The 15,871-nt window shown below is 69.4% G+C and carries 16 protein-coding genes and 1 riboswitch; of the genes, 9 read left to right on the top strand and 7 right to left on the bottom strand.

What is annotated here, in order from left to right; all coding sequences use genetic code 11:
- Positions 1-407: 407 nt before the first annotated feature.
- From ACIBQX_RS43835 to ACIBQX_RS43815, 5 genes are all read right to left on the bottom strand, one after another.
- On the bottom strand, positions 408-1,799 hold the full coding sequence (locus ACIBQX_RS43835; protein ID WP_397015465.1) for a sensor histidine kinase: 1,392 nt from the start codon (positions 1,797-1,799) through the stop codon (positions 408-410).
- Between the two features lie 58 nt (positions 1,800-1,857).
- Complete coding sequence (locus tag ACIBQX_RS43830; protein ID WP_397015463.1) at positions 1,858-2,595, bottom strand: response regulator transcription factor; 738 nt, start codon at positions 2,593-2,595, stop codon at positions 1,858-1,860.
- 165 nt (positions 2,596-2,760) lie between these two features.
- Positions 2,761-4,101 carry a hypothetical protein gene (locus ACIBQX_RS43825; protein WP_397015461.1) on the bottom strand — a complete coding sequence of 447 codons (1,341 nt, stop codon included), beginning with the start codon at positions 4,099-4,101 and terminating at the stop codon, positions 2,761-2,763.
- Positions 4,102-4,999: 898 nt separating this feature from the next.
- Complete coding sequence (locus ACIBQX_RS43820) at positions 5,000-5,569, bottom strand: hypothetical protein (protein ID WP_397015459.1); 570 nt, start codon at positions 5,567-5,569, stop codon at positions 5,000-5,002.
- Between the two features lie 367 nt (positions 5,570-5,936).
- Entirely contained in the window at positions 5,937-6,272 is a 336-nt protein-coding gene (locus ACIBQX_RS43815; protein ID WP_397015457.1) for a winged helix-turn-helix transcriptional regulator, read from the bottom strand.
- A gap of 148 nt (positions 6,273-6,420) precedes the next feature.
- On the opposite strand from ACIBQX_RS43815, the gene ACIBQX_RS43810 reads away from it, so the two are divergent.
- Entirely contained in the window at positions 6,421-7,320 is a 900-nt protein-coding gene (locus ACIBQX_RS43810) for an alpha/beta fold hydrolase (RefSeq protein WP_397015455.1), read from the top strand.
- A gap of 387 nt (positions 7,321-7,707) precedes the next feature.
- Here ACIBQX_RS43810 and ACIBQX_RS43805 read toward each other — a convergent pair whose 3' ends face one another.
- On the bottom strand, positions 7,708-8,316 hold the full coding sequence (locus tag ACIBQX_RS43805; RefSeq protein WP_397015453.1) for a TetR/AcrR family transcriptional regulator: 609 nt from the start codon (positions 8,314-8,316) through the stop codon (positions 7,708-7,710).
- Positions 8,317-8,425: 109 nt separating this feature from the next.
- Between ACIBQX_RS43805 and ACIBQX_RS43800 the strand changes: the two genes are divergently transcribed.
- The 3 genes from ACIBQX_RS43800 to ACIBQX_RS43790 all read left to right on the top strand — a co-directional run bounded on the left by ACIBQX_RS43800 (position 8,426) and on the right by ACIBQX_RS43790 (position 10,761).
- Positions 8,426-9,307, top strand: a complete 882-nt coding sequence (locus ACIBQX_RS43800; protein WP_397015451.1) for an NAD(P)-dependent oxidoreductase — start codon at positions 8,426-8,428, stop codon at positions 9,305-9,307.
- Between the two features lie 36 nt (positions 9,308-9,343).
- Positions 9,344-9,703 carry a transposase gene (locus ACIBQX_RS43795; protein WP_397015449.1) on the top strand — a complete coding sequence of 120 codons (360 nt, stop codon included), beginning with the start codon at positions 9,344-9,346 and terminating at the stop codon, positions 9,701-9,703.
- A gap of 542 nt (positions 9,704-10,245) precedes the next feature.
- On the top strand, positions 10,246-10,761 hold the full coding sequence (locus ACIBQX_RS43790) for a hypothetical protein (RefSeq protein ID WP_397015447.1): 516 nt from the start codon (positions 10,246-10,248) through the stop codon (positions 10,759-10,761).
- Positions 10,762-10,769: 8 nt separating this feature from the next.
- Here the strand turns inward: ACIBQX_RS43790 and ACIBQX_RS43785 are convergent, their stop codons facing one another.
- Entirely contained in the window at positions 10,770-11,279 is a 510-nt protein-coding gene (locus tag ACIBQX_RS43785) for an IS5 family transposase (RefSeq protein WP_397015445.1), read from the bottom strand.
- Positions 11,280-11,522: 243 nt separating this feature from the next.
- A riboswitch (cobalamin riboswitch) is annotated at positions 11,523-11,652 on the top strand.
- Between the two features lie 30 nt (positions 11,653-11,682).
- On the opposite strand from ACIBQX_RS43785, the gene ACIBQX_RS43780 reads away from it, so the two are divergent.
- The 5 genes from ACIBQX_RS43780 to cobO are packed head-to-tail and all read left to right on the top strand — an operon-like array spanning position 11,683 to position 15,866.
- Positions 11,683-11,871 (top strand): CbtB-domain containing protein, encoded by a 189-nt coding sequence (locus ACIBQX_RS43780; RefSeq protein WP_132334386.1) that lies wholly within the window; start codon positions 11,683-11,685, stop codon positions 11,869-11,871.
- 8 nt (positions 11,872-11,879) lie between these two features.
- Positions 11,880-12,632 carry a CbtA family protein gene (locus tag ACIBQX_RS43775; RefSeq protein WP_397015443.1) on the top strand — a complete coding sequence of 251 codons (753 nt, stop codon included), beginning with the start codon at positions 11,880-11,882 and terminating at the stop codon, positions 12,630-12,632.
- A 5-nt stretch (positions 12,633-12,637) separates the two neighbouring features.
- Entirely contained in the window at positions 12,638-13,192 is a 555-nt protein-coding gene (locus ACIBQX_RS43770) for a histidine phosphatase family protein (protein ID WP_397015441.1), read from the top strand.
- The gene (locus ACIBQX_RS43765; RefSeq protein ID WP_397015439.1) at positions 13,189-15,261 is read left to right on the top strand and encodes a VWA domain-containing protein; all 2,073 of its coding nucleotides are present in this window, start codon (positions 13,189-13,191) and stop codon (positions 15,259-15,261) included. Before ACIBQX_RS43770 ends, ACIBQX_RS43765 begins: the two co-directional genes overlap by 4 nt.
- A 2-nt stretch (positions 15,262-15,263) precedes the next feature.
- On the top strand, positions 15,264-15,866 hold the full coding sequence (cobO, locus tag ACIBQX_RS43760; RefSeq protein WP_397015435.1) for a cob(I)yrinic acid a,c-diamide adenosyltransferase: 603 nt from the start codon (positions 15,264-15,266) through the stop codon (positions 15,864-15,866).
- The last annotated feature ends 5 nt before the right edge of the window (positions 15,867-15,871 follow it).

The raw sequence follows: 15,871 nt of genomic DNA, 5'->3' as shown, positions 1-15,871 counted from the left end.
TCCTGGCTCCGGCCAGGCCATAGCAGCAGACGCCGACGCCGACGCCGGCAATAGCGTCACACTAAGGCCGATTACTGTCACGGTGGACATGATCGCCGTAGAGACCGCCGTCAACGCCCTTCTTGTTGCCGTTCCCAACTTCTCCTCCTACAAGCCACATGATCGCACCTAGGACTTCCGAGCCGCGATCGTCTTCAAATGCCTACGGATGAGCCCAATCATTTCAAATCACCCATTGCGATACCTATCGATCGCGCGGCGTCCCTGCTGGCCGTCTTGGGTCTCCGGCGCTTGCTCGCGTCACCGAGGGCGTAGCAGCGCGTGAGGAGCGACTGATTTCCTGAAGTTCTGCCACCTCAGCCTCATGTCCCATGCCAACGAGGCGTACGTCGGCCCCTGGCTACCTCTCACTCAGCACCCGGTGCCGGCAGCCGTACGGTGAAGATCGTGCGACCGGGCGCGCTCTCCACCGCCACGCTGCCGCCCTGCTCCAGCACCACAGCGTGCACGATGGCCAGCCCCAGCCCGGTGCTGCCGGCCGCCCGGGAGCGTGAGCCGTCGCCGCGTGCGAACCGCTCGAAGACGTGCGGCAGCAGGCCGGCGGGGATGCCGGGGCCGTCGTCCGCGACGCGCAGCACCACCTCCCGCCCGCTCACGCCGACGCCCACCGTGACGCGGGTCCCCTCCGGCGTGTGCGTACGGGCGTTGCCGAGCAGGTTGGCCAGCACCTGCTGCAGCCGGGCCGAGTCGCCCACCACGATGACCGGCTCCTCCGGCAGGTCCAGTTGCCAGTCGTGGCGCGGGCCCGCCGCGTGCGCGTCGCTGACGGCGTCCACCGTCAGCATGGACAGGTCCACCCGGTCGTGCGCGAGCGGCCGGCCCGCGTCCAGGCGGGCCAGCAGCAGCATGTCCTCGACCAGGGCCGTCATGCGTTCCGCCTCGGACTCCACCCTGCGCAGCACATGCGCCACCTCGGGCTGTACCGGCTGCCCGCCGCGCCTGCTCACCTCCGCGTAACCGCGGATGGCCGCCAGCGGGGTGCGCAGCTCGTGGCTGGCGTCGGCGACGAACTGGCGTACCTGCGTCTCGCTTGCTTGCCGTACCTCTAGCGCGTTGCCCACGTGGTCGAGCATCCGGTTCAGGGCCGCGCCGACCTGGCCGACCTCGGTGCGCTCGTCGGCGTCGCGCTCGGCGACCCGCTGAGGCAGCTCCACTTCGCCGCGGTCGAGCCTCAGCTGGGACACCCGCGTGGCGGTGGCCGCCACCCGGGACAGCGGGCGCAGGGCACGCCGTACGATCACCACGCCCAGATAGCCGACCCCGGCCAGCGCGAGCACGGTCACCCCGGCCACGACGCCGGCGACCAGGTAGAGCGTCTCCCGCGTCTCGGCCAGCGGCAGCCCGGTGATCAGTATGTCCCCGTCGGGCATCCGCCGCCCGACCAGGCGGTAGTCGCCGAGCTCGCCGAGGTCGTAACTGCGGGGCACCGCGTCGGCGGGCACGCTCAGCAGCGTCGCGTCCTGTCCGCTCAGGTCGGGCGGCGTCTGCCCCTGCTCGGGGAGCACGCCGGCGAAGACGACCCGGCCCTGCCCGATGTGCGCCGCCAGGGTGCCGATGACCTGTCCTGGCGGAAACCTGTCTTCACGCGGGCTCGGCGGTGGAAACCGGTCGAATCCGCGCGGCGTCCTGGCCGCCGCCGCCGTCAGCTGGTCGTCGACCCGGCCGTACAGCGCTCTGACCAGCGTCGCCTCGGTGGCCACGCCGACGACCAGGAACGCCGCCGCCAGCAGGCCGACCATCGCCGCGACCAGACGCGCCCGCAGCGACCAGCTCGCTGGCGCCCGCCACCGCGGCGGCTCATTCGCCGGGCTTGAGCACATACCCCGCACCACGCAGCGTGTGGATCATCGGCGGCAGGCCCGCGTCGATCTTCTTGCGCAGGTAGGAGATATAGAGCTCCACCACGTTGGCCTGCCCGCCGAAGTCGTAGTTCCACACCCGGTCGAGGATCTGCGCCTTGCTGAGCACCCGGCGCGGATTGCGCATCAGGTAGCGCAGCAGCTCGAACTCCCTGGCCGTCATGTTGATCAGCTTGCCGCCGCGCCGTACCTCGTGGCTGTCCTCGTCCAGGACCAGGTCCCCGACCACGATCTGGGAGCCGGCCAGCAGCTCGGTCCTGGCGGCCCGGCGGATCAGCCCGCGCAGCCGCGCCACCACCTCTTCCAGGCTGAACGGCTTGGTCACGTAGTCATCGCCGCCCGCCGTCAGCCCGGTGATGCGGTCTTCGACGGAGTCGCGCGCCGTCAGGAACAGCACCGGCACGTCCGGCGCATCCGCGCGCAGCCGCCGCAGGACCTCCAGCCCGTCGATGTCGGGCAGCATCATGTCGAGCACGACGGCGTCGGGGCGGAAGCCGCGGGCGGCGCGCACGGCGCCCAGCCCGTCGGCGGCGCTGCTCACCTCCCAGCCCTCGAAGCGCAGCGCCATCGCCAGCAGCTCGGCCAGCGTGGCCTCGTCGTCGACCACCAGCACCCGTACGGGGCTGCCGTCGGGCCGGCGCAACTGCCCGCGAGCCTCCGCATTCGCCATGCTCATGGTCCGATCGTGGGGAACGACTCTGTGTGTGTCCTTGGCGCAACCTGTCTATCACCTGTGAAGACCCGCCTGACCATGCCGAACACGTCCAGGACCAGCCTCTACACCCCGACCGGACGGGCGGCCTTACCCGGGACCGGACCGCGACAGGCCTCCGCGACGGCGTCAGTCCCGATGCCGGTTGGCCAGCTCCGCCGTGACCGCCCGCTCCCGTAGCCGCCCGGCTTCGGCACGCGCCGCCTCGACCTCGGCCCGCGCGTCCTCCAGCCGCGCCCGTTCCAGCCGCAGGTCGAGCAGCAACTGATCCCGTTCGCGAACGGCGGCCTCAGCCCGCGCCCGCTCCCCCTCGGCCCGCTCCTTCTCCCCCTCGGCCCTGGCTCGTTCATCCAGAACCGCGGCCGCGGCCTCCTTCTCCACCGCGGCGAGCCGGTCGGCCGCCATCGCCAGCTCCCGCCGCCTGCTCTCCTCAGCCCGCGCCACCTCGGCACCGGCCACCTCACGCGTCCGCGCGACCTCAGCCTCAGCCGCCTCATGCGCCCGCGCGACCTCGGCGTCGGCCGCCTCGCGTGCCTGCACCGCCTCGTTGAGCGCGACAGCGCGCTCCCGCTGTGCCTCCGCGGCAGCCCGCTCGGCGCTCTCGGCGCGTGCCACCGCCCGGTCGCGCTCCTGCTCAGCCGCCTGCGCCGTGGCCGCCGCCGCGGCGACATCCCGCTCGGCCCGTTCGCGCGCGCGCACGGCCGCCGCCATCTCCTCGCGCGCCCGATCCCCTTCCGCCCGCGCCTGCTCAGCATCCTGCCGAGCCTGTACGGCCAGCGCCTTCGCTTCCTCGGTACGCGCGTCGGCAGCCTCCACCTGCTCGGCCAGCTCCTGAACCGCCTGATCCCTGGCCCGCTCGGTCAGCTCGACGCGTCGTACCGCCTCCTCGGCGCGCTGCTCGGCCACCTCCGCCCGCCGCCCGGCCTCCTCGGCCGCCTGCAGCGCCTGACGCTCGGTACTGGCAGCCTCACGCAACGCGGCCAGCGCCTGCTCACGGGCCCTTTCTGCGTCGCCGAGCGCGTTGTCCCGCTCCGCCTCGGCCTCTTCCAGCCGCTCGCGCATCTCCCCGGTCTGCCGCCGCGCGTGCTCGGCGGCCTCCCGCGCCAGCCGTACCTGCTCGAACGCCTGCTCACGCTCGGTGCGCGCGATGGCCACCCGGGTGTGCGCCTCGGCCTGCACGGCACTCAGCCTGGCCTCCACCCCGGCCGGGCTCAACTCGTCCGACAACGCCTGCGCGAGCGGCTCGATCGCCGCGGCCAGGCCACTTTCCATGCGCTCGTACAACTGCTCAGCCCTGGCCAGCGCCCCTTCCAGCCCAGGCGTCGCCCGCCGCAACTCCCGCTCCCGCTTCGCCGCGGCCTGACAGTCCCCTTCGGGGCAGTAGGCCTTGGGCCGCCCTCTCCCCCGCCGCTGCTCGATGGGCGCGCCACAGTGCTTGCACGGCGTGACCGTGCCGGTCTCAAGAGTCACGACCGCAGCGTACCATTTTTGATTTTCTAGAAAATAAAAATCAGAAATTAACTTCTGTTGCGTGCTGCCAGTCTGACTGTAACTTGCGAGAATGCAGAATTCCCGCAAGTAACCCACCGTGGACATCCGGCAACTGCTTGCCAGGGCCGGAGTGTTCTCGCCTGGTGAGATGGGACTCGTCACTTGAATTTCTTGGGCGTTCGTCACAGGGTTTCAGCGCATTGTCACGTGATTGCACCGCTCAACTCGGAGCAAAGCACTCATACCGGTTGTCTCTGCCCGCCATGATCTTCGTGTTCGCGACCTCGCGTGCCCCTGAGCTGACCATGACTCTGGTCCCTCACCCCCGGTGGCGGGTCTGCCAGCTGAAAATTCAGCCATGCGCACCGCCGAGCGGAAGCCGACTGTCGCTGATGGCTCTTGTGCTCGCCTCCGGGCTGCTCGCTCCCCTGCAATAGATCTGACCAAATCTGTTGAAAGCGGGATGACCAACGATGCCCGGACCAGCGTTTTCGTCACATGGCTGCAGTGGTTGGTCACCACAACTGCAGTGAAACACCGCACTGCTGAATGTGACCGGTCATCTGCGAGGCATGCAGCTGATCATGCGCCCTCGGGCGCGGTTGTCACCTGCTGTTGCGGGTGGCCGCGAAGTCGTCCTGGGTTTTGCCACAAGGTGTCAGTGGAACCGTCACAGGATGTCAGCAAGATCTTTTGATGAGGGCCGCGATGAGTAGCGCTCCCTCGGCTCCTAGCGGCTATCTTCAGAGCTGAGAGCCATGATGGGGCGGACGCTGCGTCATATCTCCCTCGGTGTCATCGTTCCCTGCCGCATCTCGCTGCAGAGCGATGATCTCGGTGTCCTGCGGCGTTTCGACCGGGGAGTCTGCGAGGAGCCTCACCCGGCCCACTGACAGGTCAGGGCAATGTGCCATTCGCTGACAGCGCCCATGGAGCAGATGACCTGCTGTTTTGCCAAACATGTCAGCAGGAAATGCCATGAGATGCCAGTGCTTGAGCCGGACCGGTCCACGGCGCGGATGTAGCGCAACACCACCGGGGAGGCGGGGGCCCAGCGGCCGTGTTTGGCGATGACGGCGACCGGGACGCCGGCGGCGTAGGCGACGGTGGCGCCGCCGGCGCGCAGGCTGTGCGCGGTGACGGTGCGCGCGTACGGCACGCCAGCGCGCACGGCGAGGTCGCGGACGATGGTGTTGACCGCGTGGGCGCCGAGCGAGGGGCCGACGCCGCCGTGCCGGTTGATCCGGCGCAGCAGCCGCCCGGTTGTGTGTCCGGCCTGGTCGAGGACGTGCAGCCAGTCGCGCCAGGCGGTGACGGGGTCGGTGAGCGGGTGGCTGCCGCGCGGGATGGCGATGGTCTCGCCGGCGGAGTCCTTGTCGGTCTTGGAGGTGCGGATGGTGACCTCGAGGCCGTCGGCGACCTCGCGCATGTCCCTGGTGAGAGCCACCAGTTCGCTGCGGCCAATCGCGGCAATTCAACGAACCCATCTCTGACCTGCGCTGATGAATCAAGAGGGTGCGATGGCCCTGAGCGGTTTGTCGTCAGTGAATCGCTTGGTCGCGGCGTCGGCGGGCCGGCGCGGATCTCGGCGTCGGCGATCTTGCCCTCGAGCAGTGCGTACAGCTGGTTGGTTTCGGTGGAGGCGTGGCCGAGGCGGCGGCGTTGATGAGTTCGGTGGCGTGGACGTGGCGTAACTGGTGGATGTCGATCTCGACGCGAGCGAATCATCAGAATGGTCGCGGTCAGCTGATTATGGCGTCAGAGGGGGCTCGGGGGCTTCGTGGTCGCCACGCAGCGGCAGTGACAGCTCCTTTTCAGGCCGCGGGGATCGCTTCGATGGTCTTCATGTGCTTCTCGCCCCATTCGCCCAGGGGGATGAGGGCTTGATTGAGTGACTGCCCGAAGTCGGTCAGGGAGTACTCCACCTTCGGTGGAACCTGCTGGTACACCTCGCGGTGTATCAGACCGCAGTGCTCCATCTCGCGGAGCTGGATGATCAGCGACTTCTCGCTGATGCCCGGTACGGCCCTGCGTAGCTCTCCGAAGCGCCGGGGTCCGTCGTGCAGCCCCCACAGGATCAGCGCCTTCCACTTGCCGCCCACCACGTCCACGGCGGCGTCCAGCCCGCACGAGTAGCTGCGCTTCTTCACCCTGACCCCTTCAAAACTGAAAAAAGGTACGTACTGAACAAATAGTAGGTACTTGTTGAAAGTACTGCAAGGAAAGCAGGATCGGTGATGCCGCGGAAGGGACTCATCCCGCGGCATCACTCATCACTTCACCAGCACGGAGACCATCTTGAACTATGGGCGCATCACCGCCAACGACATCGACTTCTCCTACGCCGAGGAGGGAAACGGGCCGCTGGCCCTGCTGCTGCACGGCTTCCCCGAGTCCGGCGACGTCACCTACCGCCACCTCATCCCGGCCCTCGCGGCAGCGGGCTACCGGGCCGTCGCCCCCAACATGCGAGCCTTCGCCCCCACCGCGCTTCCGGCGGACGGCAGCATGCTGCTCAGCGACCTCGTCGACGATGTCAACGCTCTGCACCAGGAGCTCGGCGGAGGTGGCGACTCGATCTTGGTGGGGCACGACTGGGGCGCGGGCATGGCCTGGTCCGCCGCCGCCACGACCCCGGAGCGGTGGTCGCGGCTCGTGGTCAGCGACGTCCCGCCCCTGCCGTTCTTCGCCGCCTACGCCAACACCTTCGAGGGCATCGAGAACCTCAACCATTTCTGGTTCATCCAGATGGACATGGCCACCGAGGTCCTGGGCGCCGACGACATGGCCTGGTTGCGGCAGGGCCTGCAGGACAAGTGGACCGCCCCTGACTTCGACGCCACGGAGGAGATCGACGGGATGCGCAAGGCCCTGGGCGAACCAGCCCGGCTCCGGGCGGCCTTGGATCTCTACCGAACCAACTTCGGACCCAAGCAGATGGGCACGCCGGAATGGGCCGCTGAGCACGGCCGGCTGTGGGGCAGCCTGCCGAGCCAACCGACCCTGTACCTGCACGGCACCGAGGACAAGAGCGTCGTGATGGACCAGCAGACCCTGGACGCCATCGGCGCCGCCCTCGCTGAAAGCAACGCAGGCTCTGAGGCCGCTTTCGTCGAAGGGGCCGGGCACATCGTCCCGGCCGAAAAGCCGGACCGTTACAACAAACTTGTGCTCAACTTCCTTCGTAAGAAGATCTGAAGGGTCAGATGACGGTTCCCGCACACCTCCACGGCGGCATCGCCGTGGAGGTGTGCGGTCGTCAAGAACCTGAGGTACGGGTAATACTGCGGAACTTTCGCAGCTCAACAAGGTTGTCCATGGTCTTGGCCTGACCTGCCAGGGCCAGAGACAGCCTCATCGAGCGGCGTCTCGACAGGCGCGCCGGCGAGTACGCCCGCCGACGCCCTGCATTGAACGGCGGGCGCCAGGCGGGCCGGCCGCACGGTCAGCCCATGGCGCTGGTCAGGCGCAGCCGCTGGGTGAGGCTGTATTTGGCGCCCAGGTGCCCCCATCAGTGTCGCCAGCGAGCACTACGGAGCCGTACACGGAACTCTTCGATCAACGTCTGTCGCCTGTCGACGGTGATCAGGGCCCGTCCGGCCCTGATCCGCAGGGCACGCTCTGGACCTCGTATGAGCGTAGGAGGCGGGCGAGTTGGCGGCCCGTCACCTGTAGTGGTTCCTCGCTGCGGTTGACCTGGGCGGTGACTTCGGCACCTTCCAGGGCGGAGATGACGGTGGTCGCCAGTTCCCGGGCGCTCTGGGAGGGGAAGCCGCAGCGCAGTAGCTTGTCGCGGACCAACTGCTCCCAGCTGCGCAGTGCGTCGGCGCACGCCTGCTGAATCTCCGAGTCGGTGCCGAGCGTTTCCAGAGCCGCTGCCGTGACGGGGCAGCCGTCGATCCAGCCCGACTCGCGCAGTTCATCGGCGAGTTGCCGGGCGCAGGCCATCACAGCCTCCGCCGGGTCCTCCTCACTGTCCAGTGCCTTTCGCAAAAGCGTCGCGAATTCCTCGGTGCTGTGCTTGATCGCGGCGACGGCGACGGTCTCCTTGCCGCCCGGGAAGAAGTGGTAGACGGAGCCTAGGGTGGCCTGCGCCTCCTGGGCGATCTGCTTGATTCCCGTGCCGACGTAGCCCTGCCGCTGCAGGAGGCGTGATGCGGCGACGACGATCCGGTCCCGCGTGCTGGTCTGCATGCAGCCACCGTATCGGCCCATTGAGTAGAGCGCTCGTTTTAGAGCTGTGGTACGTTCTGAGCACGCTCTAAATAGAGCGCTCGTTTTAGCGAGAGGTGGATATCTCATAATGAGCAGCACCGAGCAGTCGGTCACCGTCATCGGCCTCGGCCCCATGGGACAGGCCATGGTCGGCGCCTTCCTCGACCGCGGCTACGACGTCACCGTCTGGAACCGCACAGCGTCGCGCGCGGACGCACTGGTCGCGCGCGGGGCGGTGCTCGCACCGAACGTGGAGGAGGCCCTTGCCTCCAATGAGCTGGTGATCCTCAGCCTCACTGACTACGACGCCATGTACGCCACGCTCGAGCCCGCCGCGGCCGCGCTGACCGGCCGAATCCTGGTGAACCTCAGTTCGGACACGCCCGAAAAGGCCCGGGCCGCGGCCCGTTGGGCAGCCGAGCGGGGCGCCGTCCAGCTGACCGGCGGCGTCACCGTGCCGCCCTCCGGGATCGGTCAGGCCGAATCATCGACCTTCTACAGCGGACCGCGTCAGATCTTTGACCAGCACCGGTCCGCGCTCGAAGTCATCACGGGGCGGACCGACCACCGAGGAGAAGACCCGGGGGTCGCCGCGCTCATGTACCAGATCGGCATGGTCATGTTCTGGACCTCCATGCTGAGCTACTGGCAGGCCATCACCCTCGCCGACGCCAACGGCCTGACGGCGGCGGACATCCTGCCGCACGCCGTGGAGACCGCGAACTCGCTGCCGGGCTTCTTCTCCTTCTACGCCGAGCGCATCGACGCCGGCCGGCACATCGGCGACGTGGACCGCCTCGCCATGGGGATGGCCAGCGTCGAGCACGTCCTGCACACCAACGCCGACGCGGGAGTCGACACCACGCTTCCGGCCGCGGTCGTCGAGCTCTTCCGGCGCGGCATGGACGCCGGCCACGCCGCGGACAGCTTCTCCACCCTGGTGGAGTCGATGAAGACGGCTGAGGCATAACCGCGCCCGCCCGACGAGCGATTCCCCGCGCCGGACATGATCAGCAGAGGCGATCTGACCGACGAAGAGTGGGCCATGCAGGAGCCGCCGCTGCCGGTGAGTGGTAACCGATGCGGCCGATGGCGCAGCCACCGCCAGGTGATCAACGGAATCATTCACCGGCTGAGCACCGAAGTGCAGCGGCGTGACCTGCCGCAGCGGTTCAGCCGTGGCAGACCGTCCACAAGCGGCACCTGCTGTGGTCGGCGGACGGCACCTGGGACAGGCTCCTGCAGCATGTCCAGGCCGTCGCCGACGCCACAGGGGACATCGACTGGAACATCAACTCAGTACGTGCCCACCAGCATGCCGCCGGAACACCCAAGCACGGCTCATTCGTCTCGCCGAGCCCTTTGAGAAACGGCGAGGCAAGAGGCGAGTCAGGCACCGCTGACAGCGGCGAACCCGCGCGATCCGCTGGTGAAAACGAGGCGGCAGGCGAAGCCCTCGGGCGATCCCGTGGCGGGCTGACCTCGAAGCTTCCCCTCAGCGCAGACGTGAAGTGTCGCCCGGTGTCCCTACTCATCTCACCGGGACAGCGGGCGGACTGCACCCGGTCGAGTCGGTGATGGACAAGATCCGTGTTCCCCGACTGGGCCCGGGGCGACCCCTTCGCACACCGGACAGCGTCGGAGCCGATAAGGCATACAGCAACCGTCAGATCCGTGCCTACCTTCGCCAGCGCGGCATCCGCCACGTGATCCCGGAGAAGAGAAACCACGAAGCCGCCCGGCTACGGCGGGGCGCACATGGCGGGCGGCCCCCTGGCATCGAAAAGGACCGCTACAAACATCGCAACACGGTGCAGCGGGCCTAGAGGGAGTGTTTCAGAAGTGGATCACTTAGTTGATCCACTTCTGAAACCCCCACCGGCCTGCTGAGTTTCGGGCTGTACTCCAGTGGGTGAGATCCACTGGGCAACGGATCGCGTCGATCGTACGCTGCCACGTGTGGCAGACATCAGCTACTTCGAGGCATGGCAGTTATGGCTGGACGGCAGGTCGACGGTCGGGAACGATCTTCTCGGTCTGCCGATGATCTGGTGGGGGCGCGCGGGAAAGATCCTGTCCTTCATCTCCGGAGCCGCGATCCTCGTGGACCTTCTCGGTCCCGAGAAGCTGGCCCGCTACGGCACGCGCCTGACGTGGCTCATGGAGAAGCGGGTCCTGGGCCTCAATCCCGGCCCGATGCTGGCGGGGGCGTTGACGGGGATACCCGCCCTCGCCATCACCGATCACATCGGCATGCCGTGGCTGCCTCAGATGCTCCTCGTGATAGCGCTCGGCATCGGCGCCAGCATCCTACTTGCCGCGTTGGGCGCCGCGATGGCGGACACGAGGCTGGCGATGGTCACGCGGTGGACCTCGCTGGCGCTGTTCGTCATCGGTTTCCACTTTGACCTGCTGGCCTCCTAGGGCCTGCTTTATAGGCAGGTCAGCCAGTCGTTGATGATGGCGATCTGGACGGTGGCTTCGTAGCGAACGGCGAGCTTGTCGTATCTGGTCGCGACGGCGCGGTGGCGTTTGAGCCGGTTGATGGCGCACTCGACGGCGTGCCGCTCGCAGTAGTCGATCTTGCAGAACCTCGGGGGACGGCCGCCCCGGCTGCCGCGGTTCTTTCGGTGGCGGACCTGATCGGCCTTCTCCGGGATCGTGCAGCCGATGCCGCGTCGCCGCAGGTAGGCGTGGTTGGCGCGGGAGCCGTACGCCCTGTCGGCCCGAACTTTGTCTGGCCACTTTCGGGGACGGCCCAGGCCGAGCCTGGGCACGCTGATCTTGTCCAGCACCGGCTGGAACTGCGGAGAGTCGCCACGCTGACCGGCGGTGACGATCAACGACAGCACCTTCTGCCCCTGCTCGCACGCCAGGTGCATCTTGGTGGTCAGCCCGCCCCGGGAGCGGCCGAGCCCGTGGTCGGCGGGTTCCACACTCACCCCGCCAGGCGGTTCTACCTGCAGATCCCCCTTTTACGCGCACCAGCGGCGTGCTGATGCGCCCGAGCGATCGAGGAATCCACGCTCACGTCCCAGGTGATCAAAGCCTTCGTCCGCCAAAGCCTGCAACGCCCGCACGATCCGCGCCCACGTGAGGTCCCGCTGCCCGCCGTCGCCTACGTTCGGCATCGTCTCATACGCGCACCGCGCCCGACGGCCGCTGGGGTGCATTGACGCGAACGGGAGGAAAGGATACGTTCCGGTAGATTTCACGGTTGTCCAAGGGAAATCCGGTGAGATGCCGGTGCGGACGCGCCACTGTATCCGGGACGTAGATCCCGGGAGCCAGGTCGCTTGGCCGCCGTGACCTCGCTATGGGACGCGTCACCCCGAGGAGGCTCGTATGAGTGGTTTGACCACTCCGTCCATCATCCCCTTCCCACGCCTGCGCCCTTGGCTGCTGGCGGTGCCTGTGCTTCTGCTCGTCGCTTACCTGGTCCTGATGGACAACGGCGCGGTCTCCCAGACGGGCGCCTTCCTGCACGAGCTGATGCACGACGGGCGGCATCTGCTCGGCGTGCCCTGTCACTAGGGGCCGGGATGGTAGGCACCTTCCTGGTCCGGGGGCTGCTCGTGGGGCTGCTGGCCGGACTGATCGCGGGCGGATTCGCCTTCGCCTTCGGGGAGCCGCGCGTCGATGCGGCGATCGCCTTGGAGGAGGCCGCAGCACCGGAGCCCGCCGCCGAGGAGGCCGGGCACAGCCACGGCGAGGAGGCCAAGATCAGCAGGCCGGTGCAGAAGGCGGGGCTCTTCCTGGCCACGGGGCTCTACGGGCTGGCCGTGGGCGGCGTGTTCGCGCTCGTGTTCGCGGGCCTGCGCGGACGGGTGGGGCCGCGCTCCGACGGGCGGCTGGCGCTGGCCGCCGTCGGGACGGCCTTCGCAGCGGTCATCCTCGTTCCCTTCGTGAAATATCCGGCCAACCCGCCGGCGGTGGGCGATCCCGAGACGATCAACGGTCGTACGGTGCTCTACCTGGTGATGATCCTCGTCGGGCTGGCGGCGACGGCGATCGCGGTGGCCACCGCCCGCCGCGTCACCGCGGACCCGTGGGCCCGCTGGGTAGCGGCGGTCATCGTCTTCCTCGTGCCGGTGGTCGCCGCCTGGGCGCTGCTACCCACGGTCGACGAGGTGCCCGACGGCTTTCCCGCCACGCTGCTGTGGGAGTTCAGGATCGCCTCGATCGGCACGCAGCTCGTCTTCTGGGCGGCCTTCGGCGTGCTGTTCGGCTGGGCGAGCGAACGGGCGGCGCGGCGTACGAGCGACGTTCCGTTGAGCGCCGCCGCGCCGGCCTGAGCGGGGTGCTGTTCGTCCGGCACGCCACGACGCCGGGAATGCGCGCCGCGCGCTTTCCAGCCGACGAGGACGCCGACGCGGCGGCTCTGGCCAGAGCCGCCGCGCTCGGCTCGGCGGTGGCCGGAGTGGTGGCGTGGGCCGCTCCTGCCACCGCGGCCCGGCAGACCGCCGATGCCCTCGGCCTGCGTGCGCGTGTGGTCCCGGCGCTCGGGGAGGCGGACTGCGGCCGGTGGCGCGGCCTGCCGTACGAGCGAGTAGCGCAGGAGGAGCCGGACGGGCTGGCGAGCTGGCTCACCGACCCGCACGCGGCCCCGCATGGCGGCGAGAGCCGGGCTGCATTCGCGACCAGGGTGGCGGCCTGGCTCGAGTCCGTCCGGGAGGAACCCAGCGGGGTCGTCGTGTGCGATGCGGGCGCTATCCGGGCCGTGCTCGGCCACGCCCTGGGACTGGACCCGTTGATTGCCGACCGCTTCGATCTGACTCCTCTGTCCACCACCGAGCTGGCCGTCACGCGGGAGGGCTGGCGGGTGGCTCATGTCAACCGGAAGGTTCTGTTTTGATCGTCACCTACCCGTTCAGCGCCGTCGTCGGGCTTGCTGACCTGAAGCTGGCACTGGTGCTCAACGCGGTCTCGCCTCGAGTGGGCGGGGTGCTCGTACGCGGGGAGAAGGGCACCGCGAAGTCCACAATCGTGCGCGCGCTGGCGGCCCAACTGCCCGCCGTGGACGTGGTGCCCGGCTGCCGGTTCGCCTGCGATCCGGGCGCGCTCGACCCCGAATGCCCGGACGGACCCCACGAGCCCGGCGCCGAGGGCGTGCGTCGCCCGGCCGCGCTGGTGGAGCTGCCGGTGGGCGCGTCGGAGGACCGCCTGGCCGGCTCGCTCGACGTGGAGCGGGCGCTGACGGAGGGTGTGAAGGCGTTCGAGCCGGGCCTGCTGGCGGCCGCGCATCGCGGCGTACTGTACGTCGACGAGGTGAACCTGCTGCACGACCACCTGGTCGACCTCCTCCTCGACGCGGCCGCCCTGGGCAGGTGCTATGTGGAGCGCGAGTCGGTGTCGGTCCGGCACGCCGCCCGGTTCCTGCTGGTCGGCACCATGAACCCGGAGGAGGGCGAGCTGCGGCCGCAGCTCCTGGACAGATTCGGGCTCACGGTCGAGGTGAAGGCGACCCGCGACCCCGGGGAACGCGCCGAGGTGGTCCGGCGGAGGCTGGCCTTCGACGCCGACGCGGAAGCGTTCGCGGCGCGATGGGTGGCCGAGGAGTCGGCGCTGGCGGGCCGGATCGCGCGGGCGCGGGCCCGAGTGCCGGGCGTGCGGTTGCCGGACGCCCGGCTACGGCAGATCGCGACGGTGTGCGCGGCGTTCGAGGTCGACGGGCTGCGGGCCGACCTGGTCACGGCGAACGCCGCCATCGCCCATGCCGCCTGGCAGGGGCGGGACACGGTGACCACCGAGGACGTGCGGGCGGCGGCTCGCCTGTCATTGCCGCACCGACGGCGGCGCGACCCGTTCGACGCGCCGGGGCTGGACGAGGCCCTGCTCGACGAGCTGCTGGAGCGTACGTCCCAGGACGACGGACCCGGCGACGGCGGTCCAACCGGACCACCACCGGATGGGAGTGAGGGGTCGCCGCCGCCGGACGGGAACCAGGCGCCGCGGCCGTCAAGCGGAAGCGACGGGTCTCCGGATGAGAGCGAGGGACCACTCTCGGGGGGCCCCGAGGACGCCGGGCAGGCACTGGAGCCTCCCGCCAGCGACGGGCGGCCGAACAGCGGCCTCCCGGATCTGAGAGACGAGGACGCGAGAGGGACAACGCCCGGCATCGGCGTGCGGGTGGCAGGCGTAGGGGCTCCCCACCGGGTACCGCTGCTGGAGGTTCCGGGAATCGGCGAGGGGGCGGTCGGCCGGCGATCGCGCTCACGGACCCGGCACGGCCGGGGCACCGGCGCCCGCCGTCCCTCTGGCCAGGTGCGCGACCTGCACGTGACGGCGACGATGCTGGCCGCGGCACCGCACCAGCGGGGACGTGGGCGCACCGGCCCCGGGCTGGTACTACGTACGGACGATCTACGCGAAGTGGTGCGCGAAGGCAGGGAGGGCAACCTCGTGCTGTTCGTGGTGGACGCGAGCGGCTCGATGGCGGCGCGCAAGCGGATGAGCGCGGTCAAGACGGCCGTGCTGAGCCTGCTGCTGGACGCCTACCAGCGGCGCGACAAGGTCGGCCTGATCACGTTCCGGGGTGCGGGCGCCGAGGTGGCGCTACCCCCGACCTCGTCGGTGGAGGCGGGTGCGGCACGACTGCGTTCGCTGCCGACCGGCGGGCGCACCCCCCTGGCGGCGGGGCTGATGCGGGCGGCGGAAGTACTGCGCGTAGAGCGGCTGCGCGACCCGGCCAGGCGTCCGCTGCTGGTGCTGGTGACCGACGGGCGCGTCACGGCGGGCGGGGACGTGGACCGGGCGGCCTCCCTGCTGGAGGGCACAGCCTGCGTGGTCGTGGACTGCGAGAGCGGGCCGATCCGGCTCGGTCTGGCGGTCAAGCTCGCCTCGCGGTTGCGGGCCCGGCTCGTCTCCCTCGATGCGCTGGCCGATCTCGGTGGCCTCGTTCGTGACTACAGGAAGGCGGTCTGACCATGCCGCAGGGAAAGTCCTCCGTCGTGCCCGACGACGGCCTGACCACCCGGCAGCGGCGTACCAGGCCGCTGCTGATGGTCCACACCGGTCCGGGCAAGGGCAAGTCGACGGCCGCCTTCGGGATGGCGTTGCGGGCCTGGAACCAGGGCTGGCCGGTCGGGGTGTTCCAGTTCGTGAAGTCGGCCAAGTGGCGCATCGGCGAGGAGCGGGCCCTCAAGGTGCTCGGCGACAGCGGCGAGGGCGGCTCGGTGACCTGGCACAAGATGGGCGAGGGCTGGTCGTGGATCCAGCGCCCCGGCTCCGAGGAGGACCACGCGGCCGACGCCCGCGAAGGCTGGGAGCAGATCAAGCGGGATCTGGCGGCGCGGACGTATCGGTTCTACGTGCTGGACGAGTTCACCTACCCGCTGAAGTGGGGCTGGCTGGAGCTGGACGACGTCCTGGACGCGCTCATCGGCAGGCCTGACGGCCAGCATGTGGTGATCACCGGCAGAGACGCGCCCCAGCGGCTGATCGAGGTCGCCGATCTGGTGACGGAGATGGGCAAGGTACGTCATCCCATGGACTCCGGGCAGAAGGGTCAGAAGGGCATCGAGTGGTAGTTCCG

The sequence above is a fragment of the Nonomuraea sp. NPDC049714 genome (assembly GCF_044465295.1).
Taxonomy (GTDB): Bacteria; Actinomycetota; Actinomycetes; order Streptosporangiales; family Streptosporangiaceae; genus Nonomuraea.
The sequence above is the reverse complement of the archived record's forward strand: the minus strand, read 5'-3'. Positions and strand labels throughout refer to the sequence as shown.